This window comes from Mesorhizobium sp. M0478, from assembly GCF_040321305.1.
In the GTDB taxonomy this organism is placed as follows: Bacteria; Pseudomonadota; Alphaproteobacteria; order Rhizobiales; family Rhizobiaceae; genus Mesorhizobium.
In genome coordinates, this window is sequence record NZ_JAMYRH010000002.1 from 440,660 (window position 1) to 466,666 (window position 26,007).

Here is a 26,007-nt window from a genome sequence, read left to right on the forward strand (position 1 = left end):
TCACGTTCAAGCCCGTGGCGGCTCAGGGCCGGAGATAGGCGTAGCCCTGGCGCTGCAGTTCGGCGAGCTTGACGACGCCGCCCTTGTCGGCGGCGTGGAAGCCCTCGAGCAGGTCGGCAAGCGTGATCTCCATGCCTTGCATGGTGTTGCCGCAGGCATGCGGCTCAAGGCCCTGCTGGACAAGGCCGGCAAAGCGTCCCGAGATCGCCGCCGATATGCCTTTCGACTTGAAGCCGGCGAGGGCCGGACCATGCACGACCAACACGATGTCGACATTGCCGCCGGTGCCTTCATAGTGGTTCTTGATGTTGCCGAGCACGAAATTGACCTTATCGAGGTCGCTGAGGTGATAGGCGACCTTCGGTCTGTCTTCAGCGGCGGCGGCCCGGCTCAGCCCGAACAGGCCGGCGGCACCGGCAAGGCTGGCCCGGAACATGTCGCGTCGACGCATGGCATCCTCTCGGCTTGGCGCTCCCCGCAAATTGCGTGGCTGCGGCCATGATACTAGCATAAATTCACGTTACGTCCTGTCGATGCGAGGAGGGGGTCACATGGCGTTCAGGAAGTGGAAGGTTGTTGCCAGCGCTGGATTTGGCGCCGTGCTGCTCGGCGCGCTTGCGGGTTCGGCCGCGGCCGACGATGTGCTTAAATTACCCGAACTCAGCCCGAATGGCGTCGATGCGTGTTTCGGCCGCGTTTATGATGCGGCGCACCTCAAGGCGCATCCAAAGCAGAAGGTGGCGCGGATCTTCTTCCTCTATGGCCATGATCCGGTGAGCCATCCGAACGAGGAGCCGATGGCAAACGCCGACACCTCCTACAACGGTTTTCTCACCACCATGGTGCGCGGCGCCAAGGCGCCGCAATGGGCCGGCGGCTGGTGCAATCACGAGTCCGAGGACGGCAAGTCAGGTCCGATCCGCTGCGGCATGGACTGCGACCGCACCATGGCGTCGCTGAAGCTCGATAACAAAGGCCGCCTGATCCTCACCGATGTCTCGTCCGATCTCTATCTCGACGCCGGATCGGAGGACGAACTGGGCGAAGCCGAATATGACCGGCAGGCGCTGGGCTCGGAGGACGATAATTTCCGTCTCGACCCGATGCCGGCCGCAACCTGCCAGGCTGAATTCGCCAAGATCGACCCGATCGATCCGGCGCTTGGAGCTCCCTTGCGCGAGCGACTGAAGCCGGACCAACCCTTCTGCTTCGGGCGAGACTACGATGCCGCGCATCTCTCCTCGCATCCCGACCAGGTGACGCAGTCGATCCGGGTCTTCCGCGGGCCGGTCGAACTCGCCTCCTTTGCCTCAGGCGATGTCGCCAACTGGCCCGACGGCTCCGATGTCGCCGTTTCGGTGACCACCAGGAAGAACGGGACGAAGGTCACGCAGACCTATTCCTGCCAGGGTGAAGCGGATCAATGGCGCTGCGCGGCCAGTTCGAAGATGAGCAATTTTTCCTGCGATATCGCGCAAAAGGAAATCTTCCTCAAGCGCGGCGCCAACGGCACCCTCATGCTGGCCAACCCCAATAGCAGCCTGGCGATTGTCGATCTGTGCTCGGCGGATGGCAAGACCAAGTCCGATGACAAGGTCTACCGGTTGGAGGCTATGCCGCAGTCGGCCTGCACTCGTTGAGTTCGATCTTGTCTATGACGCTACCATGGTATATATATCTTTGCTATATCTCATTTGAGGATAGCACATGGACAAGGCAAAGGTGTTCTGGTCAGGCCGGTCACAGGCTGTGCGCTTGCCTAAGGAGTTTCGGTTCGAGGCAGACGAGGTTTCGATCCGTCGTCATGGGCAAACTGTCATCTTGGAGCCGCTTGCGCGGGATTGGGCATGGCTCGACCAGGTCATCGGACCGGTTGACGACGATTTCGCCCAGGGAGCGCTGGAGCGTCAGGATGGTCAGGATCGACCTGCTTTGGATGACCTCTTTAAGTGACCTACCTGCTCGACACCAATGCCGTCATAGCGATCATCTCGGGCGACGAGGGTCTGCTGGCTTTGCTCAAACGGCATGCACCACAAGACTTTGCTCTCTCGGCGGTCGTTTTGCATGAGCTGTACTACGGCGCTGAAAAGAGCCAGCGAAAGGTCCAAAATCTGGCGCGCATCGAAGCTTTGCAGTTCCCGGTACTTGAATTCGACCGAGACGACGCGAGACATGCCGGTGAGATTCGTGCTGGGCTTGCGGCACTGGGAACCCCGATTGGTCCCTACGATGCGCTGATTGGCGGGCAGGCACGTGCTCGGGACCTCACGCTGATAACCCGCAATATCCGGGAATTCGAGCGGATCAAAGATCTCACTATCGAAACGTGGTAACTCGCCTCACGCGAACGGCACCGCCGTCGTGCCTTTCGGCAGCTTCGCCTCGTCGTCCGGTTCGACATGGATGGTGACGCGCACCGAGGGGATTTCGGCCTTCAGCGCGTCCTCGATGCGGTCGCAAATGACGTGGCTGGCGCCGACCGTCATGTCGGCGTCGACGACCAGGTGGAACTCGATGAAGGTGGCGCGGCCGGCGATGCGGGTCTTGAGGTCATGAACCTCCAGCGCGCCCTTGCAATTGGCCGAGATGATGTCGCGAATGTGCATGTGTTCGGTCGTGTCCACTGCGCGGTCCATCAGCCCGTTCATCGACGAGCCGATGACGTGCCAGCCCTGCCACAGGATGTTGAGCGCGACGATGACGGCAAGCGCCGGATCAAGGATCTGCCAACCGGTCAGGATAGCGCCGACGAGGCCGCCGAAGACGCCGACCGAGGTCATGACGTCGGTCATGATGTGCCGGCCGTCGGCGACCAGCGCCGGTGATTTTGCGCTGCGCCCGGCGCGGATCAGCGTCCAGGCCCAGAAGGCGTTGATGACGGTGGCGACGCCGTTGATCGCCAGGCCCTCCCAGGGTTGTTCGAGCGGGGTCGGCGTCTGCCAGGAGCGCCAGACCTCGTTGAGGATCAAAAGCGCGGCGAGCACGATCAGCACGCCTTCCAGCACCGCCGAAAAATACTCGGCCTTGTGGTGGCCGAACGGATGGTCCTGGTCGGCCGGCTTGTAGCTGACCAGGACCGCCCAATAGGCGGCGGCCGAGGCTATGACGTTGACGATCGACTCCAGCGCATCCGAATAGAGCGCAACGGAGCCGGTGACGTACCATGCGGCAAGCTTGAGCGCGAGCACCACGCAGGCGATGACAATCGACCAGAAGGCAAGGCTGGCGATCCTTTGCCTGGCCGCTGCCTTCGCTGCGATCGCCGCCATGTTGTCCGTCGCCGCCATCGTTTCTAAGCGGCCTTTTCCTTGGCCTTGCGCGGCAGATGCGCAACGATGTTTTCGATGATGCGCATGCCGGCATTGTGGCCGAGCGTCATGATCGATTCCGGATGGAACTGGACGGCGGCGATCGGCTCCTTGCGGTGTTCGAAGGCCATGATGATGCCATCCTCGGTCTCGGCGGTGACGATGAAATCGTCGGGCAGCCGCACCGGATCGGCAAAGATCGAGTGGTAGCGGCCGACGGTCACTTCCTTGGGCAGGCCGGAGAAGATGATTCCGGGCTTGGAGACGCGGATGCGCGACGGCTTGCCGTGCATCGGCACGTGCAACTGCCTGAGTTCGCCGCCATAGGCCTCGGCCAGCGCCTGCAGGCCAAGGCAGACACCGAAGATCGGCAGGTCGCGGGCGCGGGCGTTCTTGATGGTCGCGGCGCAGTCGAAATCCTTCGGCGTGCCCGGTCCGGGCGACAGCACGACGAGATCGGGCTTCAGCCGTTCGAAGACTTCTTCCGGCACCGGCGAACGCACGGTCGAGACATTGGCACCGGTCTGGCGGAAATAGTTGGCCAGTGTGTGGACAAAGGAGTCTTCGTGGTCGACGAGCAGGATGTTGACGCCGTCGCCGACGCGCGCGGTGGTGCGTTCGGCGCCTGCGGCATTGCCCAATTTGGCGTCGCGAATGGCGGAGAGCATGGCGGATGCCTTCAGTTCGGTTTCGGCTTCTTCTTCCTCGGGGATGCTGTCGAAGAGCAATGTGGCGCCGGCTCGCACCTCGGCAATGCCGTCCTTGATGCGGATGGTGCGGAGCGTCAGGCCGGTGTTCATGTCGCCGTTGAAATTGACCATGCCGATGGCGCCGCCATACCAGGCACGCGGGCTCTTTTCGTTCTGCTCGATGAAGCGCATCGCCCACAGTTTCGGCGCACCGGTGACGGTGACCGCCCAGGCATGCGACAGGAAGGCGTCGAAGGCATCCATGCCTTCGCGCAGGCGCCCTTCGATGTGATCGACGGTGTGGATCAGGCGCGAATACATCTCGATCTGGCGGCGGCCGATGACGCGCACCGAGCCCGGATCGCAGACCCTGGACTTGTCGTTGCGGTCGACGTCCGAGCACATTGTCAGCTCGGATTCATCCTTCTTGGAGTTGAGCAGCTTCAGAATCTGCTCGCTATCGGAAATGGCGTCGTCGCCGCGCTTGATGGTGCCGGATATCGGGCAGGTCTCGACGCGGCGGCCATTGACGCGCACGAACATTTCGGGCGAGGCGCCGATCAGATACTCGTTTTCGCCGAGATTGATGAAGAAGGAATAGGGCGACGGGTTGATCGACTTCAGCTTGCGCGAGATTTCGGAAGGCTGCGTCTCGCAGCGTTCGTAGAACATCTGCCCGGGCACGACCTCGAACAGGTCGCCGCGCTTGAAACTGTCCATCGCCTTGCGCACCAGATTGGCATATTCGCCCGGCTCATGGTCGCCGCGCGGCGGGATGCGGTCGGCGGTCTTGAACGGTTCGGCAATTTCGTCGCGCGGCAGCCCCTCGGTTGAAAAACCGTCGCCGGAATAATCGTAGCGGTCGGTCCAGGCCTTGGTCGAATAATGGTCGACGACCAGGATCTCGTCAGGTAGGAACAGCACGAGATCGCGCTGGCTCTGTTTGCGCTCAAGCTTGTAGTCGACTGGATCGAACTGGAAGGCGAGGTCGTAACCGAAGGCGCCGTAAAGGCCGAGATTGGCGTCTTCATCGGTCTTGAACAGAGCGGTGATGGCGCGCAGCACAGTAAACACAGAGGGGACGCGGCTGCGCTCTTCCTCGGTAAAGACGCGGCCGGGCTTGGCGACATCGAGGCGGATCAGCTTTTTCGAGGTTTCAGCAATCGTCACCTCGGTAATGCCCGCCAGCGTCTTGCCGATCACCGGCAGCAGCACTTCGCCACGGCCATTCAGCGCCTCGATGCGCATGGCGCGGCCACGCGCGGAAATCACCAGCGGCGGATCGATGATGGCCGTATCCCAGCGTGTGTAGCGGCCCGGATATTCGTAATTCGAGGAAAACACCGCACCACGGCGCGAGTTCAAGCCATCGACATAGGCATCGATCGCACCGGCGTAAGGCTTGTCGTGGCGTTCGCGGGTGATGGTGACACCACCTGCGGTCACGAAGCTTTCCGCGCCGTTTTCCAGAGCCTTCATCGTCATTGCCGTCTCCATATGGCTTGTTGGGGCAACGGACCCGGGAATGGCTTTGAAAAAACAAATGGCCGCCCGGACATTCCGTTGCGGCCACCCTCTATTTTCACGCGCACGCGTTCGAACAGGCCGCTGTCAGCGAGCCCACCACCAAATGGTCTTGATCGAGCGCATGTTCATGGGCGAAATCCATAGCGGCGAAAAGCCGGATGCGCAACAGGTTTGAAAGGCCTGTTTGTGGCCGCCGCTTCCGCAGCCCATGGCACATCGCCAAGGCTTGGGGTCCTGCCTAGACTGTTCGTCCAACATCGGAAAGACGGGAAGACAGCAATGACCGAGCAGATCGAGCGCGCACGCAGGTTCCATGCGCTCCACGTCAGGGGCAACCCGATCGTTCTCTACAATGCCTGGGATCCGGGCTCGGCCAAGATCGTCGAGAGGGCGGGCGCCAAGGCGATCGCCACCGGCAGCTGGCCGGTCGCGGCTGCTTTTGGTTATGCCGATGGCGAGAAAATCCCGCTGGAGCTGGCGCTGGACAACATCAGGCGCATCGTCGCGGCAGTCGACCTGCCGGTGACCATGGACCTCGAAGGCGGCTACGGCGTCGAGCCGGAGACTGTCGCCCAGACGGTGACACGTGCCCTGCAGGCCGGCGCCATCGGTTTCAATTTCGAGGACCAGATCGTCGGCGGCGCCGGCCTGCACGACATCGCCATACAGGTGAAGCGGATCGAGGCGGCAGCGGCGGCGGTGAAGGCTTCCGGCATTCCCGCCTACATCAACGCCCGTACCGACATTTTCCTCAAGGCCAAGCCGGATGTGCATGACAGCGTGCTGCTCGACCAGGCCATCGAGCGGGCGCACGCTTATGAAAAGGCAGGAGCGAGCGGCTTCTTTGCGCCGGGGCTCGGCGACGAGGCTCTGATCGAGGCGCTGTGCAAGGCCACCGTGCTGCCGGTCAACATCATCGCGCTGGCGCATGTGCCGCCGCGCCAGCGCCTGGCCGAGCTTGGTGTCGCCCGTGTCAGCCACGGCCCGGTGCCGTACCGGCAAATGGCCGAATGGCTGGAGGCCAAGGCGCGGCTGGCGATTTCGGGTTAGCTCAGTCCTCCAGCGTGCCTGACCTCGCGTCGGCGCTCTTCTTGTTGCCGACCAGCTTCAAGAGATCCTCGCCGGCGCGGATGATGCGGCGTGAGCGGCGGGTCAGGATGACGCCGTCCTGCGGCGCCAGCACTTCGGTGCGGCCACCGGCCTCGCCCGGTGTGTGGACGATGGTGGCGAGGCGCGCGCCCTCGGCGACGCGGTCGCCGGGCTTGACGTCGTAGAGGATGGCGCCGGCCCGGGGCGCCGGCATCATGTCGATGTTCTCCAGCGGCGCGACGAGGCCCTTGAACGCGCCGGGTGCGGGAAGGGCGGTATCGGCGATGACGCCGCGCGCCGCCAGCAGCCGGTAGAGGCCTTCGGCATCGGAACTTGCCAGCGCGCCGTCGACATCCAGCATGCCACGGTATTCTACCGTGGTGGCAACGCGGCGGTCGAGCTTCGCCACGTTGGCGGGGACGTTCTGGTAGGGCATGATCGTGGCGCCCTCGAAGGTGCCGTCGGTGTCCTCGCTCCACAACACCACGGCGTCGATACCCATGGCGGCGGCGCAATCGGCCATCGCCGGCCACAGGCTGGCGTGGACGTAGAGATAGGCAAGGCCCTCGTCGTCGCAATGCAGGTCGAGCACGATGTCGTGGCCGAGCGACAGCTGCACCAGACGGGTCTTCAATCGCTGGTCGGGGGTGCCAAGCGTGGTGTCGGGCAAAAGCTTGGCGTCCGGTGCTGCGAGCAACGGAAAGCCGCGGTTGAAATTGTTGCGGGTGCCGAGATGAAAGCGGCCCTGGTGCTCGCCGAAATGATATTGGGCGCGGCCGATCGGATTGGCCCAGGGCACGACCGTGATGCTGCCCTTGATGCGGCCTTCGGCTTCGGCCTTGTTCAGCGCCGGCATCAGCGCGTCGATGGCGACGACACCAGGCAGTTCACCGGCGTGGAGTGCTGCCTGGAGATAGGCCGAAGGTGCTGCCTTGTCGGCGCCGGCGAAGCGGAACACCGGGAATTCGTAGGAAACGCCTTCGGTGTCGCCGGCGATGCGTTCGATCGATTTCTGCATGGGATGCCTCCAGGATAAGAGGCAGAACACATGCACTTTTGCCGAAGGGCTGTCGATTGGTCCAGTTCGCGCCGCCATGGGCGCAATGGAATTATTCGGCGGCGGCCGGAACCGTCGTTATCGGCGCCGATCCTTCGAGCGCCTGCGAGACAACGGCTACGCTGACCGCCAGCAGGGCCAGCACCGCGCCGACCAGCGGCAAATGAGCATAGGAAACGCCGGCCGACAGAGCCACGCCGCCGATCCAGGCGCCGCTGGCATTGCCGATATTGAATGCGCCGTGGTTGAGCGTGGCGGCAAGGTTCGGCCCTTCCGAAGCCGCTTCGACGACGCGGATCTGCAGCGGCGGCACGACGACGAAGATCAGCAGTCCCCACAAGAAGACGACGCCGATGGCGACGCTGGCGATAGCGCCGAACTGCATGAAGCCGACAAACAGAACTGCCATCAAAAGCAGCGTGCCGATGACCGTCGGCATCAATTTCCAGTCGGCCAGCCGGCCGCCGATGATGTTGCCTATGGTCATGCCGGCGCCGAACAGCAGCAGGACCCAGGTGACCGCGGAGGTCGACAGGCCGGAGACATCGGTAAGGTAGGGCTTGATGTAGGTGAAGACGGCAAACAGGCTGGCCGAGGCCAGCGAGGCGATCAGCATGGCGAGCCAGACCTGCAGCTTGCCCAGCACGCGCAGTTCGCTGCGCAGGCCGCCGCCGCTCGGTTCGACGACATTGGATGGCACCAGCCAGGCGATGGCGGCAACAGAGATCAGGCCGATGCCGACGACGGCGAAGAAGGTGGAGCGCCAGCCGAAGGCTTCGCCAAGCGCGGTGCCGGCAGGAACGCCGAGAATGTTGGAGAGCGTCAATCCCGCGAACATCATCGCCATGGCGCTGGCGCGCTTGTTGCGCGGCACCAGGCTGGCGGCAACGACGGAACCAATGCCGAAAAAGGCGCCATGACCGAACGCGGTGAAGACGCGCGCGGCCATCAGAAGCCAGTAATTGGGCGCAATGGCGCAGAGCAGATTGCCGACGACGAACATCGCCGTCAGCGCGACCAGCACCGGCTTGCGCGGCAGATGCGCGGTGGCCATGGCGACGATGGGTGCGCCGAAGACGACGCCCAGCGCATAGCCGGTGACCAGCAGGCCGGCCGAGGGGATCGACACGCCGAGATCGGCCGCAACCTCCGGCAACAGGCCCATGATGACGAATTCGGTGGTGCCGATGCAAAAGGACGCAATGGCAAGCGCAAGGATCGGCAAAGGCATGGAAAATCCAGACTGAATCGGTTCAATTCAGACTGAACGAGAAGCCTTGCCGCGCGCAATGCACATTGCTGCAACGCACCAATGCAGAAAGCGCTGAGCTTGACGCGGAGCTATGTCAGGCGAGCGGCTTCAGCTCCTGGGCGATGGTTGGCAACAGCTCCGAGACGTTGGGGTGGATATGCACGGCGCGCGCCAGCGTATCGACCGGCGCCTTGGCGTACATCAGGTCGAGCACGCAGTGCACCGCCTCGTCGCCGCCGGGGCCGAGCACGGAGCAGCCGAGGATTTGCCTGGTGTCGGCATCGACCAGGATCTTCATGAAACCTTGCGTCTCGCCCTTTTCGATGGCGCGGCCGACGCGGGTCATTGGCCGCTGGCCGACCAGCGCCTTGCGCCCGGATTTCTTCACCGCCGCCTCGGTCATGCCGCAGCGGCCGAGCGGCGGATCGATGTAGAGCGCATAGGCCTCGATGCGGTCGCTGACCTTGCGCGGATCGTCGTCGAGCAGATTGGCGGCAACGATCTCATAATCGTTGTAGGAGGTGTGGGTGAAGGCGCCCTTGCCGTTGCAGTCGCCCATTGCCCAAATGCCGGGCACGCTGGTGCGCAGCTGGTCGTCGACGGTGACGAAGCCGCGCAGATCGACCGCGACGCCGGCCTTATCGAGGCCGAGATCGTCGGTGTTGGGGGTGCGGCCGAGTGCCAGAAGCACATGCGAGCCGACCGCCGGCGGCTTGCCGGATGAGAAGGTCACGGCGATCTCCTTGCCCTGTCTGGCAAAGCGGATGTCGTCGGCGCCGACATGGACTTCTATGGCTTCGTTTTCGAGGATCGATAGGACGGCCGCCGACACGTCCTCGTCCTCGCGGCCGGTCAGGCGCGAACTCTTCTCGATGACGGTGATTTCAGAGCCGAAGCGGCGAAACATCTGCGCGAATTCAAGAGAGATGTAGCTGCCGCCGACGACGATAAGATGGCGCGGCAAAACATCGAGATCCATCATCGAGGAGTTGGTGAGGTAGTCGACGTCGTTGACGCCCGGCAGGTCGGGCACCGAGGCGCGGCCGCCGGTGTTGAGGAAGATCTTTTCGGCGGTCAGAAGGTCGCCGCCGACACGCACGGTGTTGGCGGATTCGAAGCGGGCGTGGCCGCGATAAAGCGTGCAGCCCTTCATGCCGGCGATCCACGTCTCCAGATTGCTGCGGGAGTCGTTTGTGACCTTGTCCTTGCGCGCCTTGATCCTCTTGTAGTCCACGCCGACAGGGCCTGAGAACGTCACGCCGTAGTCCGCGGCACGCCGCGCCAGATGCGCGGCATAGGCGCTGGCGACCATGGTCTTGGTCGGCATGCAGCCGGTGTTGACGCAGGTGCCGCCGACCAGCTTGCGCTCGATCAGCGCCACGCTCATGCCGGCTGACGTCAGCCGGCCGGCGAGAGGAGGGCCGGCCTGTCCGGCGCCGATGATGATGGCGTCGTATGTCTTGGCGTCTGAGGCTTGGGCAGTCATACCACCGCCGCCACGATCAGCAGGCCGCCGATGATCGCCACCGCGTCCTCGATGAGGGCGGCAGGCAAATCCTTGCCGAAGGCGGCGGCCAACCGGCCGCGCGCTTCGCCGCCGCCATAGGTGCCGATGACAGCACCGATGGCGCCGGCAATCAGGCCGCCAATGGTGGAACCGGCAGTGGCACCGATCACCGCGCCGCTGAAGGCGCCAAGCAGGATGCGGGCGCCGAATTGCTGCGGAACCTTGCGGCTCGGCGTCGAGGGCAGCTGGTCGGTGACCAGTTCGACGATGGCGAGGATGGTGAAGATACCGACGGCGGCCCAATGGCCCATGAAACTTGCCCAGGTGCCGGCCACCGGCAGCCAGCCGAGATAGGCGCCCCAGGCGATCGCGCCCGGCGCGGTCATGGCGCGAAGACCGGCAATGACGCCGATCAGAAGTGCAAGCAAATAGAGCATGTCGATCCCCTCGAAAGCAGGCCCGGGACTGGCCCACGAGGGCAAGCTAGCATAGGTCCTACGTTTGACGAGAGTAGGCGATGGTGCTTCTTCCATCAGCGAGCATTGTACTTTGGTAACCAGTCGAACATGACGAAGGGACGGAGTCGCTGTGATGGCCGGAAGCGAACGCACAAGGATGATTGCAGGCGAATGGTACACCTGCATCGACGACGAACTGGAGGCGCTGCGGGCGATCGCGCGCGATGCGGTGTTCGAGCATAATACGCTACGGCCCCAGCAACGCGGCAATATCGGCCCGGCGCTATTGGCGCTGCTCGGCAGCGCGGGCGCAGGCTCCCGCATCGAGGCGCCGTTCCACTGCGCCTACGGTTTCAACATCCATCTCGGCGACGGCGCCTTCCTCAATGCCGGCTGCACCATCCTCGATACCGCGCCGGTGCGTATCGGCAGGCGGACGCTTCTCGGCCCCAATGTGCAGATCTACTGCGCCGAGCACCACAAGGAGGCCGCTGGCCGTCAGTCGGGACTGGAGATTGCCAGGCCGGTCACCATCGGCGATGACGCCTGGATCGGCGGCAGCGCCATCATCCTCGGCGGCATCAGCATCGGCGATGGCGCCATAGTCGGCGCCGGCGCGGTGGTGACGCGCGACGTCCCTGACAACACCACGGTGGTCGGCAATCCGGCGCGGGCGGTCAAGCGGGGCTGAACTCGTCGTGGGCGGTCAGTATGAAGCCGTGCGTGCCATGCGCTCGTCCGGACCGGCTCGTCGCGAGAATTCACGCCGGTATTGGGCCGGTGACGTCTTGAGCCGTGCGGCGAAATGCTGGCGCAGCGAGGTGGCGCTGCCGAAGCCGGCTTCGAAGGCCACCATGTCCATCGATTTTTCCGTCGCCTCCAGCAGCCGTTGCGCCAGTTCGATGCGTTGGCCGGCCAACCATTCGCCAAAGCTGGTGCCGATCGATTTCTGGAAACGGCGGGTGAAAGTGCGCCGGGTCAGGCCCGCGGCCTCCGCGATGCGGTCGAGGTTGTGCGTTTGTCCGAGCGTTGCCCGCACCGTGTCGAGCGCCAGGGTGAAGCGGTCGGTGGCCGGGGTTTTCGCCAGCGGGCGCTCGATGAACTGCGCTTGCCCACCCTGCCGGTGCGGCGACAGCACGATGTGCCTGGCCAGCCGCAGCGCTACCTCTGCGCCATAGCGGGCGCGCACAATGTGCAGGCAGCAATCGAGCCCGGCGGCGACGCCGGCCGAGGTGACGATGTCGCCGTCGTCGACATAGAGCACGTCGGCGTCGACTTCGATGTCCGGGTATAATGTTTGCAGCCGGTCGGTGGAGGCCCAATGTGTCGTCGCACGCCGGCCCGCAAGCAGCCCGGCGGCGGCAATGGCGAAGGTGCCGAGACAGAGGCCGACGATCACCGCACCGCGCCGGTGCGCGTGGGTGAGCGCTGCCAGGAGCGGCGGCGGAATTGGGGCCTCGAGATCCTTCCAGCTCGGAATGATGACGATGTCGGCATCGTCGAATGCGGAAAGGCCATACGGCACCGCGATGGTCAGCCCGGCATCGGTGTGGATCGCTCCATCGTCGAGCGCGCAGACGCGAAAGTCGAAACGCGGCAAGCCAAGCTTGGTGCGGTCGGTGCCGAACACCACGCACGGCACGGAGAGGTGGAACGGGCTGATGCCGTCAAAGGCGAGAACGGCAATGATCGGGTCGGCCATGCGTGTTTCCAGCAAGCGAAAAGCGAATTGTCCTAATTCTTTCGAATGATGTCAATCGGGCCACTTTTGGCAGTCGGGCGATCCGCCTATTTTCGACCTGTCCCATTCAAGCCCGAAGGAGAACACCATGTCCGCCAATATCACGCCGCGCCGCGCGCTCATCGTCATCGATGTCCAGAACGATTATGATGGCGGCAACCTCGCCATCCAGTATCCGCCGTTCCGCGACAGCGTCGTCAATGTCGCGCGCGCCATGGATGCCGCCGCTGCGGCCGGCGTGAAGGTGGTGGTCGTCAAGCAGATGGCGCCCGAGACCTCGCCAGTCTTCGCCAAGGGCAGCCATGGCGGCGAACTGCATCCCGAGATCGCCCGGCGAAGCCGCGACCACTATGTCGAGAAGTCACTGCCTAGCGCCTTTGCCGGCACCGACCTCGAGGCGTGGCTGCGCGCCAATACCATCGATACGATAACGGTGATCGGCTACATGACGCATAATTGCGACCTGTCGAGCATCATCCACGCCGCGCATGTCGGCTTTGCGGTCGAGTTCCTGTCCGACGCCACCGGTTCGCTGCCTTACGCCAACAGCGCCGGCTACGCCTCGGCCGAGGAGATCCACCGCGTGGTGTCCATCATCCTGCAGTCGCGCTTTGCGGCCGTGCTCAAGACCGCCGAATGGATCGATTGCCTGAAGACCGGTGCTTTGCCCGAACGCGACACGCCCTATGCGTCCAACCAGCGCGCGCTGGCGCGCAACGCTGCATAGGCAAATCTGTCCCCGAAAAGCAAAAGGGCGGCCAGTGGCCGCCCTTCTTGGATCTCGCAACGATCTCGAAATTTTCAAAACAGGCCTTCGATCTGGCCGGCCTCGTTGAGGAAGATTTTTTCCGAGGACGGCGCCTTGGGCAGGCCGGGCATGGTCATGACCTCGCCGCAGATGACGACGACGAAGCCGGCGCCCGCCGAAAGCCTGACCTCGCGCACCGGCACGGTGTGCCCGGTCGGCGCGCCGCGCAGGTTCGGGTCGGTCGAGAAGGAATATTGGGTCTTGGCCATGCAGACCGGCAGGTGCCCGTAGCCGGCCTGCTCCCAGGCATGCAGCTGGTCGCGCACCGACTTGTCGGCGATCGCCTCGTCGCCGCGATAGATGCGCTGGACGATGGTGTTGATCTTCTCGAACAGCGGCATTGCGTCGGGATAGAGCGGCGCGAACTGCGAGGCGCCGGATTCGGCGATCTCGACGACCTTGCGCGCCAACTCCTCAATGCCGGCAGAGCCATTGGCCCAATGCTTGCACAGGATCGCCTCGGCGCCGAGCGAGGCGACGAAATCCTTCATCGCCTGGATTTCCACCTCGGTATCGGTGGTGAAATGATTGATCGCCACGATCGCAGGCACGCCGAACTGTTTCACATTCTCGATGTGGCGGCCCAGATTGAGGCAGCCCTTCTTGACTGCCTCGATGTTTTCCTTGCCGAGGTCTTCCTTCTTGACGCCGCCATTCATCTTCATGGCGCGCACGGTGGCGACGATGACGGCAGCCGCCGGCTTCAAACCCGCCTTGCGGCACTTGATGTCGAAGAATTTTTCGGCTCCGAGGTCGGCGCCGAAGCCGGCTTCGGTGACGACGTAGTCGGCGAGCTTCAGCGCCGTGGTGGTGGCGACCACCGAGTTGCAGCCATGCGCGATGTTGGCGAACGGGCCGCCATGCACGAAGGCAGGGTTGTTCTCCAGCGTCTGCACCAGGTTTGGCTGCATGGCGTCCTTCAGCAGCACCGCCATGGCGCCGTCGGCCTTGAGGTCGCGGGCATAGACCGGCGTCTTGTCGCGGCGGTAGGCGACGATGATGTCGCCGAGGCGCTTTTCCAGATCCTTGAGGTCGGTGGACAGGCACAGGATAGCCATCACTTCAGAGGCGACGGTGATGTCGAAGCCTGCCTCGCGCGGATAACCGTTGGCGACGCCGCCGAGCGAGCAGATGATTTCGCGCAGCGCCCGGTCGTTCATGTCCATGACGCGGCGCCAGGCGACGCGGCGGGTGTCGATGCCGAGCTCATTGCCCCAGTAGATGTGGTTGTCGATCAGCGCCGACAGAAGATTGTGCGCCGTGGTGATGGCGTGGAAGTCGCCGGTGAAGTGGAGGTTCATGTCCTCCATCGGCACGACCTGCGCGTAGCCGCCGCCGGCGGCACCGCCCTTGACGCCGAAATTCGGGCCGAGCGAAGCCTCGCGGATGCAGACGATCGCCTTCTTGCCGATGCGGTTGAGGCCATCACCGAGGCCGACGGTGGTGGTCGTCTTGCCTTCGCCGGCCGGCGTCGGGTTGATGGCGGTGACGAGGATCAGCTTGCCGTCCTTGTTGCCCTTCACCGATTTGATGAATTCGGCCGAAATCTTCGCCTTGTCGTGGCCGTAGGGCAAAAGGTGCTCGGTCGGGATGCCGATCTTGGCGCCGATCTCCTGGATCTGCTTTTTCTTGGCGCCGCGCGCGATCTCGATGTCGGACTTCACTTCGGCCATGACGGCTTTCCTTCGGATTGGACGGTGGAGGGGACGGGTTTGATCTCACTAGCAGGCATGTTGAACCAGGGCGCGGGCATGTTCTAACCCTGTCGCTCCCGCGGCGTCAACTTGCATGCAACTATGTTTCCTATGAAGAAAGTGTCTCCGCGGCCGGCCGACCTGTCGCCGGTTCTTCCTGGCTCCGTTGCCGCGCCGTATAGAAGCCAGAGGACGCGACGTTCCGCCGTCTCAAAACAGCCGCCCAATGCACGGAATGCGACAGAGGCGACGGCGCAAATTCGCCATCGCTCGCCGGGAAAGCTGTGGACGCTACTGAGTCAGGACGTTGCTGATCTCGACCATGTTGGAGCGCACGCGAAGCACGTAGAAACCCATCGTCGTCAGGTGCGTCGGCATGATCCAGCCATCCTCGCGGCCATTGGCGATGATGAAGGGCTGGATGCGCAGGGCCGAGACGAATTGCGCATCCATCGTGTCCCACAGATTGCCGAGATGCTTTTCCTTGATGACGTCCTCGAAGTCGGCCTGGGCGCCCTTCATCAGGCCGTAATAGGCATAGAGCTGGCCATAGGCGAACCAGAAGCGGTCGTCGGCGCGGAAGTCGAACCAGCCATTGTTATGGTTTTCGGCGCGCTCCTTGAGGATCGCGGAGGTGGAACCGATGTCGGAGGAGATGCGGTCGATATACTGCTTCAGATTGTCGGCGCGGGCATCGAACGTCGCCTGGCAGCTGCCGAGGCGGGCGTTGAAGGAGCGTAGCTTGGTGACGGCATCGCGATAATAGCTCGGCGTCGGCGTCTTGGGGCCGAACGGGTTGAGGCCGAAATACCAGGTCTCCTCGTCGAACTGCAGATTGCCGCGCGCATCCTGCAGGTCGCCGTCGATCTGCGATGTGGTGCGAACACGGCCGAGATTGTCGGCAAGCTCGGTGGCGGTACGCCGCACCGCCTGGTTGATGCCGCGCTGGAACGAGGCCTTGTTGTCCATGAACGGCGTGTTGTCCCAGTCGATGCCGAACAGGCCGAGTTTGTAGAGGATCATCGACGAGATCCAGGCATTCTGGTTGACGTTGAAGTCCGTCAGGTCGGCCGCCACCTGGGCGATGCCCGAATTGCCGCAGGTCTTGGCGGTGTCGGTGCCGGCGCCGGCGGCGACCTGTTCGCCGGCGGAAATGTTGCGGTTCTCGAAGGTGTATTTGTCGACGTAGTTGGGATCGAACTTGTTCCACCACTGGGTGGCGTAGAAGAAATTGGCGTAGAGGCCGATCAATACCAGAAGCGCGAGGCCGACCACAGCCTTCAGGATCCAGCCGCGCTGCGTATACCAGCGCCCAGCCCAGAGGAACGGCCACAGGATCGCGCCGATGACGAGGCCGATGCCGCGGCCGATCCATTGGAAGATGCGGGTGAAGAAATTCACGATCGGATCAAGCATGGCTCTCGTTCACCCCTCAGTCAGTCAGGCCGTAAAGGCGCGTGCGAAACGCCACTTTGTCTTTCAAATATGTGGTTTTCAGAACGTCCACAACATGCGACCGCCAGGCGTCGCTGTAGCCGTCATAGTCCTTGTAGAAGCCCGGCTTGTTGAAGACGTAACGCGAGACAAAGTCCTGCGGCACGAAATCCGAGATCAGCTGGTTGGTCAGCCAGGCGTCGGGATGGTCGGGCTTGCCACGCACGACCAGGAAGCGCTGTTGCGGAAACACATCCTCGATCTTGAGATGGCCGAGCTGGGCGATCTCACGCTTGGCGGCGTTGAGAAAGGGGAAATTGCCGTCCTTGGTGATCAGATCGGCATGGCCATGGATCCAGGTCTGCAGCCAGACCTTGTCGACCTCGGTCAAATTGCGGTTCGGCTCTGTGTCGCGGATGAGAGCGCGCACCACCATCTCGGCGCGATGCTCGAGATAGCCCGAGCTTTCGACCCATGACGCACGGGGCAGTTCGATGCGGCCGGTGCTGGCCAGGAACTTGAACACCTTGTCGGCATCGTTGATCGAGAGATAGCTGACCTGCCAGGGCCGCGAACGGCGAAAGCCGGGGGCGGCCGGGTCGCCGATGACGGTGGTCATATCAGGATCGACGAAGACGTAGACGCCGCCGAAATGGCTGGTCCAGTAGGCGTTGTGGCGGAAGATCACCTGGTCGGGCACCAGCGCATTCTCACGGATATCGCCGCAGACCTTCGCCAGCTCCACCATACGGCTCAGCATGGTGTTGTCGCGCCAGGCATCGGGCTCCTGCTTCAGCCGGTCGACCAGCTTGCCGAGTTCGGCGGCCTTGCCCAGCACGTCCTCGGCCGAAAGCACCCTGAACTCGACCTGGCTGATCGACAGCAGATCCTCGATGTCGTTGACCAGGGGAACGGAATCCTCGATCTCCCCGTAGATGACATCCTTGATCGTCAGCGCATCGATGGCGCGCTGGTTCTTGGACATGAACTCGAACATCAGCTGCGAGGTGTTGGAAAAGGCGGTGTGCACCACCGGCAGATCGATCTGCGACGGCGTCAGGATGATGAAGCGGCGGTTGACCTCGTTGGGGTCGAGATAATCGTAATCGCCGCATTCCTCGGCCACTTCGGGCGAGAAGCCGGTGCGGTCGATCTGGAAGCTCTTCAGCTTGGTCGGTTTGAGGCCGAAGGCGACAAGCGCCTTGTTGTAACGCTGGATGAGGTGCGGCTCGTCGACGGTGAGCAAGCGGCCGTAGATCAGCTCATTGTCGCGGAGAAGGTCGGGCTTTTTGGCGTGGCTCATGCAGAACGTTCCGAGTGGCGTTGCCTGTTGTGGCGAAGCGCCAACGCTGACGCCTCCCTCTCCCCGTTCTGCACGGGGAGAGGGCAAGGGTGAGGGGTAGCGCTAGCATTCAAGGACATGTCTCCCCATGGCCTTTGGCGGCAATAAATCGAAGATCATTGGTCCGGATATGCCGATCGAGGTGCTGTTCGATAGCTGCCAGTATGGTCGTAGCGATCTCTGGTCCACGCATGCGCCGCCCCTCACCCTTGCCCTCGCCCCGTGAAGGACGGGGAGAGGGGGGCGTCAGCGTTAGCGCCAAGCCTTTCAGCACCCGCGGGCAGCGAAGGAAGCTCACGCATTCCACAGCCCCTTCTTCTTCATCTCCTCCATCTCGCGCCCCGCCCGTTCGCGCAGGCGTGCGTCGCGCAGCAGCTTCTCCACCGCGGCGTCGTCGGATTTGTCGGAATAGCGGAACTCCGAGTCGGCGTAGCGGTTGATCTCCTGCATGACCATGTCCATCGAGAACGGCCCACGCAGTTCCTCGATCATGGCTTTCTTCTCGTCGTAGCCCTTGTGCATGAAGGCTTCCGGCTTCTCGAACCAGTCGTCGGGCAGCTCGATGTCCATGGCGCGCATCTTGATGGCGTCGGTGACGTTCTTGATGGCTCGGCCGGTGAAGCGCGGCTCGGCATCCTTGATCAGGTGCAGATAGGTGCCGATGTCGGCCATCGATTTCGGCGCGCCATTCTCCTTCATGTAGCGCTCATAGACCTTCATCAGCCCGTCTTCCTGAGGCTTCTCGTGCTCCTCATAGGCTTCGGTCACCGCGCGCTGGATCTCCTGCGCGGCGTAGAGCTTGTGGTCGCCGAGTGGGATCTTGTGGTTCTTGCCGGCAAGCAGGACGAAGATGTCGATATAGTCGTCGCGGCTCTGTGGGCCGTCGACCAGCCAGCGGGCCCCGGCGCGCTGGCGCAGCGCATCGTCGACATTTTCGGGATAGTTGGAAAACATGCCGAACGAGCAATTGCCGCGCACCACCGTGCCGGCGCCGGCAAAGGCGTCCATCAAGACGCCGGTGATTTCCTGTTGGCCGGCCGAGGCGCGGTCGTCGGAGCGGCGGGCCGCCACCTGGTCGATGTCGTCGACGGTGCCGAAACCGATGACACGTGGGTTCAAGACATTGTTGATGAACTGGCGGCAATTCTGGCCGGATTTGCCTTGGTAGGACGAGATCTGGTCGACGCCGAAGTTCTCATAGGCGAAGGGATAGCCGGCAACCTGGCAATAATTGTTGACGAGGCCGGCGATCATCTGGATCAGCGTCGTCTTGCCGGTGCCCGGCGCGCCATCGCCGATGAAGGTGAAGAGGAAGCCGCCGAGCTCGACGAACGGGTTCAGCTCGCGCTCGAAATCATAGGCCATCAGCATCTTGGCGAGTTTAACCGACTGGTATTTGGCGATGTGGTTGCCGACGACCTCTTCGGGCTTCTTGAAGGTCATCACCAGCGGTTTCGAACGCTTGCCGGGCGCGACGTCGAAGCCGTCGAGGGTGAAATCGTCGGCGTCGATGCGGATGTGGGCGTTCTCGAACGGACCGATGCCGTCGAAGCGGCCTTTGCGGGCCAGCAGCCCATCAATGGCGACCCGTGCAAAAGCTCGCGCGCGCGTCGTCAGGTCGCCATCGTCCTTGGAGTCCGCAATCGCCTTGTCGAGACCGGCGACGATCGACTTCACCGCGTCCTGCGGCGTGTCGAACAGGAAGTCGGGTTCGGGGATATCGTTGGGCGCCTCGCCATCGCTGTCGATCAGCTGGAACAGATAGGAGGCAAGGCTGAAGGCCGAAACGTAAGCAGAGGCTGACAGAAGCTTCTTGAAGGTCGCCGCCTCATCGCCCTCAAGAGGCGCACGGGTGTTCTTGGCCTGGAGGCTTTCGAGGTCGGAGCCCTCGGCGAAGACGTCGGAGATGGCGAGCGCTATCGCCAGGCCGCGGCGGGCGCGGAACAGCAGCGTGTGCTGCGGGATGCTCATCAACTGGTCGTCGGGATGGATCGCGGCGACGGTCTTGGTAAGCTCGACCTCGCGGGTACGGCGCACCGAGCCGACCGAGACTGTCGAGACAAAGCGGCGATTGGTGCCGGCAAGTGCTGTGCCGGATTCGCGCGCAGGGTCTTCCAGAACCACGACGCGGGTGATGAAGCTCTGCGCCGTGGCGCGGTGCTTTTCGATTGCGGCTTCCGGGATGGTGGTCAGGCCGGTGTCCATCGTATCAATCCTCCTCGCGACTCACTCTTGTGCCTGCCCTCGCGTGAGCAAAATTGAAAACATCCCGTCAAAGGGTTCGTGATCGGGAAAGCGTTCGGCTTGAAAGATGGCCTCTCCCGGCCCTCCAAGCTTGAAACGGCAACGCTCAGTCCGTGCAAGACAATAAGCGACAGCCTGGTACTCAGTTAGGTCCGCTAACATCGCGCTAACGCAAATCTGATTCGGTTTTCCGTTGTTAGATGGCGGTCCGAATTCAACACGGTCTTCTGGCTCAAATGCATATCTTTTCATCAATCTTGGCCAGTGATATTCGACAAGCTTTTGTCTATTGTCGCAAAAGAACTGAATCACGATTTTTACATTGTAGCTATATCTTGGTTGCCGACTCTGTCTTATTCCAACGATCGGACGGGATGAATTACGTGTTCGGACAGGTAATTTTTCGACCAGAACGAGCATGACGCCTCCGGATCGAATGTGACGGTATGCTTCATATTGATCCAATTCGTACCAATAGAAAGTACAGATCGTGTCACCGTCTGTATTTTCATCTTCAGACCGCGAAGTAACCGGTCTGTAGCCGAACCCGGAAAACCATTCGGATAAGCCGGAAATTTGTTGAAGAACAAAAAACGCGGCAAGCGCCGGGTCTGCAACATCGATATAATTGAAAGCTTCAAGCTTCCGCACCCCATCCGGTAATCCTCGATGACGCCACCGACTTTCAACGTGAACCCGGTGTCCGAGAATGCGCTCAAGGTTACGCAATGGTCGGGCGGTCAGTTTGTGCTTCTTGTAAGCACCGATATGCATATCGACATCCCACCAAGCGAGAACCCGGTAGGGCGATTCATTACTGCGGGAAGCAAGGTTATCCGTTTCGATCACAATCGCCTTCTGCCCCTGACCGCGCCCCGGAGATTGTCAGGCCCACCAAAAATGCCACCTCACACATCGCTGATCACCTGTCCGTTGGACAGAATATGGACCTTGTAGCCGGAAAAGATCTTTTGAGCTTCGCCGGCGGCGTAGAGTGCTTGATAGGCTTCGTGCGGGATCAGGGCGTGGTTCTCGTAGCTCGACACACCCTGGCGCGCGGCTTCGAGATCGTCGGTGTTGATAAAGAATTCCTGCGTCGTCTTCTCGCTCGAAAACAGCCCCTTGCGGCCGGGTTTCTCGCCCTTGGAGTAGACCTCCTGGATGGTCCAGGTGAGCAGCCAGGCATTTTCCGGTTTGCGCACCTTGGCCAGCACCTCGGTCACGGTCGAATTGTTGTCCGTAATGCCTGCGGAATAAAAGGGGCCGAGCACGACGCGGCGCAGCTGCTTAGGGTGCAGCGGCTCGAAATCCTTGTCGAGATTGACCGCAATCGTTGCGGGCGAAAGCGTGTAGGCGGAATTCTTCTCGGTGAAATCGTCGAAGCGATGGGCGAGTTCGGGGTTGAGCAGGCCGTCCACCGGCAGCGGGATGTCGACCCGTTCATTGAGCTTGCCGCTGCTGTCAACGAGCTGCCGGATCATGCTTTCGGAGGAATCCTCCACCGTCACCATGTAGACCAGCGGCAGGTTGGCGCTGCCGTCGAAGCTCGCCCAGTGCACGAGGTAATAGGGACGCCCGGTCTTTGGATTGACCGAGACCTTGGCCGTCTGCGCCAGCGAGAACGGGCCAAAAGTCTGTTCGCTCTTGACGTCCTCGAGATAGAGCCGCTCGGCCATCGACTTCTGCAGCGCTTCGGGGAATTCCTTGTGGCGCAGGATGAAGTCGGCCATTTCCTCGCGCAATTCGCCGGCCAGCGGAATGTTGGCCAGCCGCGCCTCGGCCTGGCGGCGGTCGTTTTCCAGTTCGAGCAGGTTCTGGAAGACGGGATAGCCGCTGTCGGCGCGCGAAATGCGGAACGTGTCCATGAAGCCGAGCCGGTTGCGCCAGCAGGAAAACGATTTGTCCAGCCGGGCAATGTATTCGGCGACAATCTTGGCGACGATGCCGTGCCGGTAAAGCGGCGAGCGGTCGTCGCGCATGAACACTTCGAGGCCGCTGAGTGCCGCCGTGATGGCGGAAAAATAGCGCGCCGCCGCTTCGTTTTCGGGAGTCATGCCGGTGTGCCCGCGTGCAGCCGCTCCTTACGACTGCACGTAGTTGGCCGAATTGTGCTTCTTCATCACGTCGTCGAAACGGCGGGCGAAGGCGTCGTCGGCGAGCTTCTTGCGGCGCTGGATGTCGGAGCTGGCGACCATGTTCTTCTCGTGCATTTCGAGGAGATCGCCGATGTGCTTTTGCGAGGCGGCGCCAATGCCGGCCATGGTCTCTTCGGCGGTGTTGTCAACCTGGCTGCCCAGCGTGTTGATCTTGTGGGCGACATCCTGCTGGGCGGCGGTCTTCAAGGAATCTTCCAGTGCCTTGTAGAGCACGATGCGCTGCTCGGTATCGATGGTCAGCTTGTTGATCAGCGTCGACTGCGCTGCGATCTGATTGTTGAGCGAATCGACGAAGGTCTGGAACATCGAGGTGTAGCGTTCCAGCGTCTGGCTTTCGGCCAGAAGCTCCTGCTCCTTGGCCTGCTTTTCATTGTATTCGGTCGCCAGTTTCGAGCGCTCGCCCTCAAGCTGCGTGCGCTCCTTCTGACTGGTAGAAGCGGCGATCTTGTTTTCGATGTCGAGCAGCAGCGGATTGACCTCCTCGATGCGCTTCTGCACCGCCTCGAGGTTGGTCATGGTGACCTTGCGGCGCTCGATCACCTGCGACAGGCTGTTTTCCGAGGTCTTGTAGCGCTGGTCGAGGACCTCTTTCTGCGCTTTCAGGATGCCGACGATGGTGTCGGACTTGACCAGAAGCTCCTGCAGATTGCCGGCCAGCGACATGTTGCGGACGCGGTCGGTGCGCATGCGCTGCTTGCGTTGCGCCGAGAAGACACCGACGAAGCTTTCCCAGCCGGTGTAGTTCTTCATGCTCTCGAATTCAGTGCCGAAGACGTTGGTGGCGTCTTCCAGCCCGATGATCAGGTCGGCGATGTTGCCTTCCATCACCTTCTGCTGCTTCAGCACGTCCTCGATGCGGGCATTCTCGATGTCGAAATTGGCGTCGCCGATCTTCTTGTCGGCGGTGGCCAGCGTATCAAGCACCGTGCCCGACTGCTCGATCTTGGAGCGCATGTCCTGCACGACCTGCCTGGTCTTGGCAATTTCGGCATCGAAATTCTGCAATGTCGCCATAGGGGCCTCCCGCTTCGGCTTCCGGTCGCTGGCTGCGAACAGCGGCGAATATATGTGGGGTATCAGGGGATTGAAAGACGCAAGACAAGACCCGCCCCGAAAACAAAAAAATACGCGGTCGTCTTGAAAGGCAATGAAGGCGGGTCATGGCGTGATTAACCAGCCGGCCAAGTATTGTTCAACCGTCATTGAACTTTGGCGTCTGCGAAGCAGTCGATCTCGGACAGTGTAGGTGTCCCGAATTCGATAGAGGGCCCAATGAGTTGCAAGCGCGAGATCACGCTACGCATTGCGCCGTTCAAGGCTTCGGATCCGCCTTCAGATAGGCGATGACGTTGGCGATGTCCTCGTCGCTGCTCAGGCCGGAGAAGCCCATCCTGTTGCCGGGTACTTTCAGCTTGGGAGCGCCAAGATAGGCTTTGAGGTTGGCTTCGTCCCAGACCAGGCCGGCCGCGCCGGCGTCCTTCATGGCCTGCGAATAGTTGAAGTTCTGGGCGGTGCCGGCGGTGCGGCCGACGATACCGAGGAGATGCGGGCCGACCTTGTCGCGGTCGCTTGCCGCCTCGTGACAGGCCATGCAGCGGTAGAACACTTTCTTGCCAAGTGCTGCATCGCCGTCGGCCAGCGCGGCGAAGATACCGGCCAAGTAAATGACAAGGCCTGATGAAATGGCTCGAAGCATGGCGGTTCCCGGCTGGCTCTGGCTGAGGGCAAAATAGGCTGCAGGCCTTAACAAACGCCGTATGCCGCTGGATAGCAGCCGGGCTCAATCCGTGCGCGGGATCGCCGCGACCGCCTGCTTGACCTGCTTTTCAATCGCCGCCGACGAATGATTATCGCGCACGAAAGCGCGGCCGATCTCCGCCATCTCGGCGGCCGCTTGCGGGCGTGTCGCGAGATCGATGATTTTCGATGCCAACTTGCCGGCATCGTCGCTGGACAGGAAATGCCTGCCCGCCTGCAGGCCAAGCCCTTCGACGGCCTTTTCGGTGGCGGCGACGACAAGGCCCGCCGCCATCGCCTCCAGCACCTTGATGCGGGTTCCGCCGCCGAAGCGCAGCGGGATCGGCGCATAGCCGGCGCGTCCAAGCAATTCCGGCAGATGCGGCGGGTTCTCGATCAACCGCAGACCATGCCTGGTGCATAGACCGCGCACGACATCGCGCGGGTTTCTGCCGGCGACGGTGATCGACCAGGGCCGGCCGGAGGCGGCGAGGCACGGCGCCATCGCGCGGCCGATCTGCTTGACGGCGTCGATGTTGGGAAAATAGCCGAGATGCCCGATGAAGCACAGGCTGAGCTCACTGAAGCGCTCGGCAGCAATTGGCAGGGAGAGCACGCTCTCGTCTGGAATGGGGTTGGCGACGAACCTAATGTCGTTGACGGGGCCGAGAGCAGACAGAAGCGCTTCGTCGGCCCGCGAACAAACCCAGACCTGGTCGGCCAGGGCAGCCGCACACCTGTCGGCTTCGCGCGCCTCTGCCTTCCTTCGCTTGTTTTGGCGCCAGTCTCGAATTTGCTGCCAGAGCGTCAGGCCGGCGATCCGGTCGGACACCGTCCGGGAATCAATGTTGTGCTGGTCAAGGACGGTGCGCGCGCGATGCTTCGGCGCCAGCGTCAGCAGCTGCGAAAGCACGATCTCCTCGATTACCACGAGATCGGGCGCGAATTCCCTCCAGATGGCGTCGGCCTCGGCCAGCTCGTCGTCCGGCATCATATGCACGGTCGGGTGCGGGCCGCGCCTGCCCCAGGGCGCCCTGCCGCGCGCTGCCTCGATGATCCGGTGACGGATGTTCGGCGGTGTGGAGGCCGCCGGGGCGCCAGTCAGGCTTACCGTAAGGACTTCGCCCATCGTTGCCAAAGCGCGTGCATTGACGGCGTTCCGGATCTCGCCGCCGGAGATCGGCGGAAACGGGCAATCGACTGTGAACTGCAGAATTTTCATGTTGCCCCGGCGTTCAGCCTCTGGTGAAGCCAATGAAATCGTCAGGCGCGGCACGGCCCATTTCCTCTTCCCAGTGGCGGCGGCAGAGCGAGATATAGACGTCCTTGCCGATCGCAACCTGTTCGCCTTGTCTGGCCACCTTGCCGTCAGCGCCGAGACGCACGACCATCGTCGCCTTGCGGCCGCAGCGGCAGATGGTGCGCACTTCGCGCAGATCGTCTGCGATGGCGAGAAGCGCTCGCGAACCGGAAAACAGATTGCCCTGGAAATCGGTGCGCAGGCCGTAGCACATCACCGGGATGTTCAGCCGGTCGGCGATACGGGCGAGCTGCCAGACCTGCTCTTCCTCGAGAAATTGCGCCTCGTCGACAAAGATGCAATGCACCGTCGTATGTTCGTGATGCTCGGCGACGCGAGCGTAGAGATCGTCGCCGTCGCGGAACATCTCGGCCTCCGTCTCCAGGCCGATGCGCGACGAGATCAGCCCGGTGTCGCCCTTTCTGTAGTGGCCGGCGACGAACAGCATCGTCGTCATACCGCGTTCGCGATAATTGTAGGACGCCTGCAGCAGCATTGTCGTTTTGCCGGCATTCATCGTCGCATAGTGGAAGTAGAGCTTGGCCATGCCGTCCTTTTAAGCCGAGTTGGCGCGGCGCGGGGAGAGGGCACCGCTGCATTTGATGGGAAAAGCCGTCTGCAATCGAAAAAGCGGCGGGCGTGTCGCTGTTTGGCCAGTCCG

General features: G+C 62.4%; 25 protein-coding genes. 7 read left to right on the top strand and 18 right to left on the bottom strand.

The window, feature by feature from the left end:
- Nucleotides 1–22: 22 nt before the first annotated feature.
- Nucleotides 23–451, bottom strand: coding sequence for a DsrE family protein (locus tag NKI64_RS06525; RefSeq protein ID WP_023686179.1), 429 nt, complete (start codon nucleotides 449–451; stop codon nucleotides 23–25).
- Between the two features lie 100 nt (nucleotides 452–551).
- On the opposite strand from NKI64_RS06525, the gene NKI64_RS06530 reads away from it, so the two are divergent.
- From NKI64_RS06530 to NKI64_RS06540, 3 genes are all read left to right on the top strand, one after another.
- Nucleotides 552–1,640 (top strand): hypothetical protein, encoded by a 1,089-nt coding sequence (locus tag NKI64_RS06530; RefSeq protein WP_352667092.1) that lies wholly within the window; start codon nucleotides 552–554, stop codon nucleotides 1,638–1,640.
- Nucleotides 1,641–1,707: 67 nt separating this feature from the next.
- The gene (locus tag NKI64_RS06535) at nucleotides 1,708–1,953 is read left to right on the top strand and encodes an antitoxin (protein WP_352667095.1); all 246 of its coding nucleotides are present in this window, start codon (nucleotides 1,708–1,710) and stop codon (nucleotides 1,951–1,953) included.
- Nucleotides 1,950–2,336 carry a type II toxin-antitoxin system VapC family toxin gene (locus NKI64_RS06540; RefSeq protein ID WP_023741041.1) on the top strand — a complete coding sequence of 129 codons (387 nt, stop codon included), beginning with the start codon at nucleotides 1,950–1,952 and terminating at the stop codon, nucleotides 2,334–2,336. The genes NKI64_RS06535 and NKI64_RS06540 overlap by 4 nt, the downstream gene beginning before the upstream one ends.
- 6 nt (nucleotides 2,337–2,342) lie before the next feature.
- Here NKI64_RS06540 and NKI64_RS06545 read toward each other — a convergent pair whose 3' ends face one another.
- Complete coding sequence (locus tag NKI64_RS06545) at nucleotides 2,343–3,272, bottom strand: cation diffusion facilitator family transporter (RefSeq protein ID WP_502901367.1); 930 nt, start codon at nucleotides 3,270–3,272, stop codon at nucleotides 2,343–2,345.
- 23 nt (nucleotides 3,273–3,295) lie between these two features.
- Nucleotides 3,296–5,485 carry an anthranilate synthase gene (locus NKI64_RS06550; RefSeq protein ID WP_023686176.1) on the bottom strand — a complete coding sequence of 730 codons (2,190 nt, stop codon included), beginning with the start codon at nucleotides 5,483–5,485 and terminating at the stop codon, nucleotides 3,296–3,298.
- A gap of 321 nt (nucleotides 5,486–5,806) precedes the next feature.
- Here NKI64_RS06550 and NKI64_RS06555 point away from each other — a divergent pair, with 321 nt between their 5' ends.
- The gene (locus NKI64_RS06555) at nucleotides 5,807–6,577 is read left to right on the top strand and encodes an isocitrate lyase/PEP mutase family protein (RefSeq protein ID WP_023669978.1); all 771 of its coding nucleotides are present in this window, start codon (nucleotides 5,807–5,809) and stop codon (nucleotides 6,575–6,577) included.
- A 1-nt stretch (nucleotide 6,578) separates the two neighbouring features.
- Here NKI64_RS06555 and NKI64_RS06560 read toward each other — a convergent pair whose 3' ends face one another.
- The 4 genes from NKI64_RS06560 to NKI64_RS06575 all read right to left on the bottom strand — a co-directional run bounded on the left by NKI64_RS06560 (nucleotide 6,579) and on the right by NKI64_RS06575 (nucleotide 10,869).
- Nucleotides 6,579–7,634 carry a succinylglutamate desuccinylase/aspartoacylase family protein gene (locus tag NKI64_RS06560; RefSeq protein ID WP_023804790.1) on the bottom strand — a complete coding sequence of 352 codons (1,056 nt, stop codon included), beginning with the start codon at nucleotides 7,632–7,634 and terminating at the stop codon, nucleotides 6,579–6,581.
- Between the two features lie 91 nt (nucleotides 7,635–7,725).
- Entirely contained in the window at nucleotides 7,726–8,904 is a 1,179-nt protein-coding gene (locus NKI64_RS06565) for an MFS transporter (protein WP_023686172.1), read from the bottom strand.
- A gap of 115 nt (nucleotides 8,905–9,019) precedes the next feature.
- Nucleotides 9,020–10,411: an FAD-containing oxidoreductase gene (locus tag NKI64_RS06570; RefSeq protein ID WP_023686171.1), complete on the bottom strand. Its 1,392-nt coding sequence runs from the start codon at nucleotides 10,409–10,411 to the stop codon at nucleotides 9,020–9,022.
- Nucleotides 10,408–10,869 carry a membrane protein gene (locus NKI64_RS06575; protein ID WP_023686170.1) on the bottom strand — a complete coding sequence of 154 codons (462 nt, stop codon included), beginning with the start codon at nucleotides 10,867–10,869 and terminating at the stop codon, nucleotides 10,408–10,410. Before NKI64_RS06575 ends, NKI64_RS06570 begins: the two co-directional genes overlap by 4 nt.
- Before the next feature lie 154 nt (nucleotides 10,870–11,023).
- Between NKI64_RS06575 and NKI64_RS06580 the strand changes: the two genes are divergently transcribed.
- Complete coding sequence (locus NKI64_RS06580) at nucleotides 11,024–11,581, top strand: sugar O-acetyltransferase (RefSeq protein WP_023686169.1); 558 nt, start codon at nucleotides 11,024–11,026, stop codon at nucleotides 11,579–11,581.
- A gap of 15 nt (nucleotides 11,582–11,596) precedes the next feature.
- Here the strand turns inward: NKI64_RS06580 and NKI64_RS06585 are convergent, their stop codons facing one another.
- Nucleotides 11,597–12,592 (bottom strand): helix-turn-helix domain-containing protein, encoded by a 996-nt coding sequence (locus tag NKI64_RS06585; RefSeq protein ID WP_352667105.1) that lies wholly within the window; start codon nucleotides 12,590–12,592, stop codon nucleotides 11,597–11,599.
- Nucleotides 12,593–12,719: 127 nt separating this feature from the next.
- On the opposite strand from NKI64_RS06585, the gene NKI64_RS06590 reads away from it, so the two are divergent.
- Nucleotides 12,720–13,358: an isochorismatase family protein gene (locus NKI64_RS06590; protein ID WP_023748141.1), complete on the top strand. Its 639-nt coding sequence runs from the start codon at nucleotides 12,720–12,722 to the stop codon at nucleotides 13,356–13,358.
- A gap of 74 nt (nucleotides 13,359–13,432) precedes the next feature.
- Here the strand turns inward: NKI64_RS06590 and NKI64_RS06595 are convergent, their stop codons facing one another.
- From NKI64_RS06595 to NKI64_RS06605, 3 genes are all read right to left on the bottom strand, one after another.
- Nucleotides 13,433–15,112 (bottom strand): formate--tetrahydrofolate ligase, encoded by a 1,680-nt coding sequence (locus NKI64_RS06595; protein WP_023683662.1) that lies wholly within the window; start codon nucleotides 15,110–15,112, stop codon nucleotides 13,433–13,435.
- 312 nt (nucleotides 15,113–15,424) lie between these two features.
- Nucleotides 15,425–16,549 (bottom strand): DUF2333 family protein, encoded by a 1,125-nt coding sequence (locus NKI64_RS06600; protein WP_023686165.1) that lies wholly within the window; start codon nucleotides 16,547–16,549, stop codon nucleotides 15,425–15,427.
- A gap of 16 nt (nucleotides 16,550–16,565) precedes the next feature.
- Nucleotides 16,566–17,870 (bottom strand): DUF6638 family protein, encoded by a 1,305-nt coding sequence (locus NKI64_RS06605; RefSeq protein WP_023691610.1) that lies wholly within the window; start codon nucleotides 17,868–17,870, stop codon nucleotides 16,566–16,568.
- A gap of 127 nt (nucleotides 17,871–17,997) precedes the next feature.
- Between NKI64_RS06605 and NKI64_RS06610 the strand changes: the two genes are divergently transcribed.
- A complete protein-coding gene (locus NKI64_RS06610; protein WP_352667110.1) occupies nucleotides 17,998–18,135 on the top strand; it encodes a hypothetical protein in 138 nt (45 codons plus the stop codon).
- Nucleotides 18,136–18,203: 68 nt separating this feature from the next.
- Here NKI64_RS06610 and NKI64_RS06615 read toward each other — a convergent pair whose 3' ends face one another.
- The 7 genes from NKI64_RS06615 to NKI64_RS06645 all read right to left on the bottom strand — a co-directional run bounded on the left by NKI64_RS06615 (nucleotide 18,204) and on the right by NKI64_RS06645 (nucleotide 25,893).
- On the bottom strand, nucleotides 18,204–20,114 hold the full coding sequence (locus tag NKI64_RS06615) for an ATP-binding protein (protein WP_352667113.1): 1,911 nt from the start codon (nucleotides 20,112–20,114) through the stop codon (nucleotides 18,204–18,206).
- A gap of 21 nt (nucleotides 20,115–20,135) precedes the next feature.
- Nucleotides 20,136–21,002 (bottom strand): hypothetical protein, encoded by an 867-nt coding sequence (locus tag NKI64_RS06620; protein ID WP_156933372.1) that lies wholly within the window; start codon nucleotides 21,000–21,002, stop codon nucleotides 20,136–20,138.
- A gap of 59 nt (nucleotides 21,003–21,061) precedes the next feature.
- Complete coding sequence (locus tag NKI64_RS06625; protein ID WP_023669989.1) at nucleotides 21,062–22,207, bottom strand: hypothetical protein; 1,146 nt, start codon at nucleotides 22,205–22,207, stop codon at nucleotides 21,062–21,064.
- Between the two features lie 27 nt (nucleotides 22,208–22,234).
- Nucleotides 22,235–23,323, bottom strand: a complete 1,089-nt coding sequence (locus NKI64_RS06630; protein WP_023669990.1) for a hypothetical protein — start codon at nucleotides 23,321–23,323, stop codon at nucleotides 22,235–22,237.
- 298 nt (nucleotides 23,324–23,621) lie between these two features.
- Nucleotides 23,622–24,005, bottom strand: a complete 384-nt coding sequence (locus tag NKI64_RS06635) for a c-type cytochrome (protein WP_352667116.1) — start codon at nucleotides 24,003–24,005, stop codon at nucleotides 23,622–23,624.
- An 84-nt stretch (nucleotides 24,006–24,089) separates the two neighbouring features.
- Entirely contained in the window at nucleotides 24,090–25,268 is a 1,179-nt protein-coding gene (locus NKI64_RS06640; protein ID WP_352667119.1) for a glycosyltransferase, read from the bottom strand.
- A 13-nt stretch (nucleotides 25,269–25,281) separates the two neighbouring features.
- On the bottom strand, nucleotides 25,282–25,893 hold the full coding sequence (locus NKI64_RS06645) for a thymidine kinase (RefSeq protein ID WP_023683669.1): 612 nt from the start codon (nucleotides 25,891–25,893) through the stop codon (nucleotides 25,282–25,284).
- Between the last annotated feature and the right edge of the window lie 114 nt (nucleotides 25,894–26,007).

Coding starts and splice junctions, on each gene's coding strand:
- NKI64_RS06525 (WP_023686179.1), bottom strand. CDS start 451: ATGCGTCGACGCGACATGTTCCGGGCCAGCCTTGCCGGTGCCGCCGGC.
- NKI64_RS06530 (WP_352667092.1), top strand. CDS start 552: ATGGCGTTCAGGAAGTGGAAGGTTGTTGCCAGCGCTGGATTTGGCGCC.
- NKI64_RS06535 (WP_352667095.1), top strand. CDS start 1,708: ATGGACAAGGCAAAGGTGTTCTGGTCAGGCCGGTCACAGGCTGTGCGC.
- NKI64_RS06545 (WP_502901367.1), bottom strand. CDS start 3,272: ATGGCGGCGATCGCAGCGAAGGCAGCGGCCAGGCAAAGGATCGCCAGC.
- NKI64_RS06550 (WP_023686176.1), bottom strand. CDS start 5,485: ATGACGATGAAGGCTCTGGAAAACGGCGCGGAAAGCTTCGTGACCGCA.
- NKI64_RS06555 (WP_023669978.1), top strand. CDS start 5,807: ATGACCGAGCAGATCGAGCGCGCACGCAGGTTCCATGCGCTCCACGTC.
- NKI64_RS06560 (WP_023804790.1), bottom strand. CDS start 7,634: ATGCAGAAATCGATCGAACGCATCGCCGGCGACACCGAAGGCGTTTCC.
- NKI64_RS06565 (WP_023686172.1), bottom strand. CDS start 8,904: ATGCCTTTGCCGATCCTTGCGCTTGCCATTGCGTCCTTTTGCATCGGC.
- NKI64_RS06570 (WP_023686171.1), bottom strand. CDS start 10,411: ATGACTGCCCAAGCCTCAGACGCCAAGACATACGACGCCATCATCATC.
- NKI64_RS06575 (WP_023686170.1), bottom strand. CDS start 10,869: ATGCTCTATTTGCTTGCACTTCTGATCGGCGTCATTGCCGGTCTTCGC.
- NKI64_RS06580 (WP_023686169.1), top strand. CDS start 11,024: ATGGCCGGAAGCGAACGCACAAGGATGATTGCAGGCGAATGGTACACC.
- NKI64_RS06585 (WP_352667105.1), bottom strand. CDS start 12,592: ATGGCCGACCCGATCATTGCCGTTCTCGCCTTTGACGGCATCAGCCCG.
- NKI64_RS06590 (WP_023748141.1), top strand. CDS start 12,720: ATGTCCGCCAATATCACGCCGCGCCGCGCGCTCATCGTCATCGATGTC.
- NKI64_RS06595 (WP_023683662.1), bottom strand. CDS start 15,112: ATGGCCGAAGTGAAGTCCGACATCGAGATCGCGCGCGGCGCCAAGAAA.
- NKI64_RS06600 (WP_023686165.1), bottom strand. CDS start 16,549: ATGCTTGATCCGATCGTGAATTTCTTCACCCGCATCTTCCAATGGATC.
- NKI64_RS06605 (WP_023691610.1), bottom strand. CDS start 17,870: ATGAGCCACGCCAAAAAGCCCGACCTTCTCCGCGACAATGAGCTGATC.
- NKI64_RS06610 (WP_352667110.1), top strand. CDS start 17,998: ATGGCCTTTGGCGGCAATAAATCGAAGATCATTGGTCCGGATATGCCG.
- NKI64_RS06615 (WP_352667113.1), bottom strand. CDS start 20,114: ATGGACACCGGCCTGACCACCATCCCGGAAGCCGCAATCGAAAAGCAC.
- NKI64_RS06625 (WP_023669989.1), bottom strand. CDS start 22,207: ATGACTCCCGAAAACGAAGCGGCGGCGCGCTATTTTTCCGCCATCACG.
- NKI64_RS06630 (WP_023669990.1), bottom strand. CDS start 23,323: ATGGCGACATTGCAGAATTTCGATGCCGAAATTGCCAAGACCAGGCAG.
- NKI64_RS06635 (WP_352667116.1), bottom strand. CDS start 24,005: ATGCTTCGAGCCATTTCATCAGGCCTTGTCATTTACTTGGCCGGTATC.
- NKI64_RS06640 (WP_352667119.1), bottom strand. CDS start 25,268: ATGAAAATTCTGCAGTTCACAGTCGATTGCCCGTTTCCGCCGATCTCC.
- NKI64_RS06645 (WP_023683669.1), bottom strand. CDS start 25,893: ATGGCCAAGCTCTACTTCCACTATGCGACGATGAATGCCGGCAAAACG.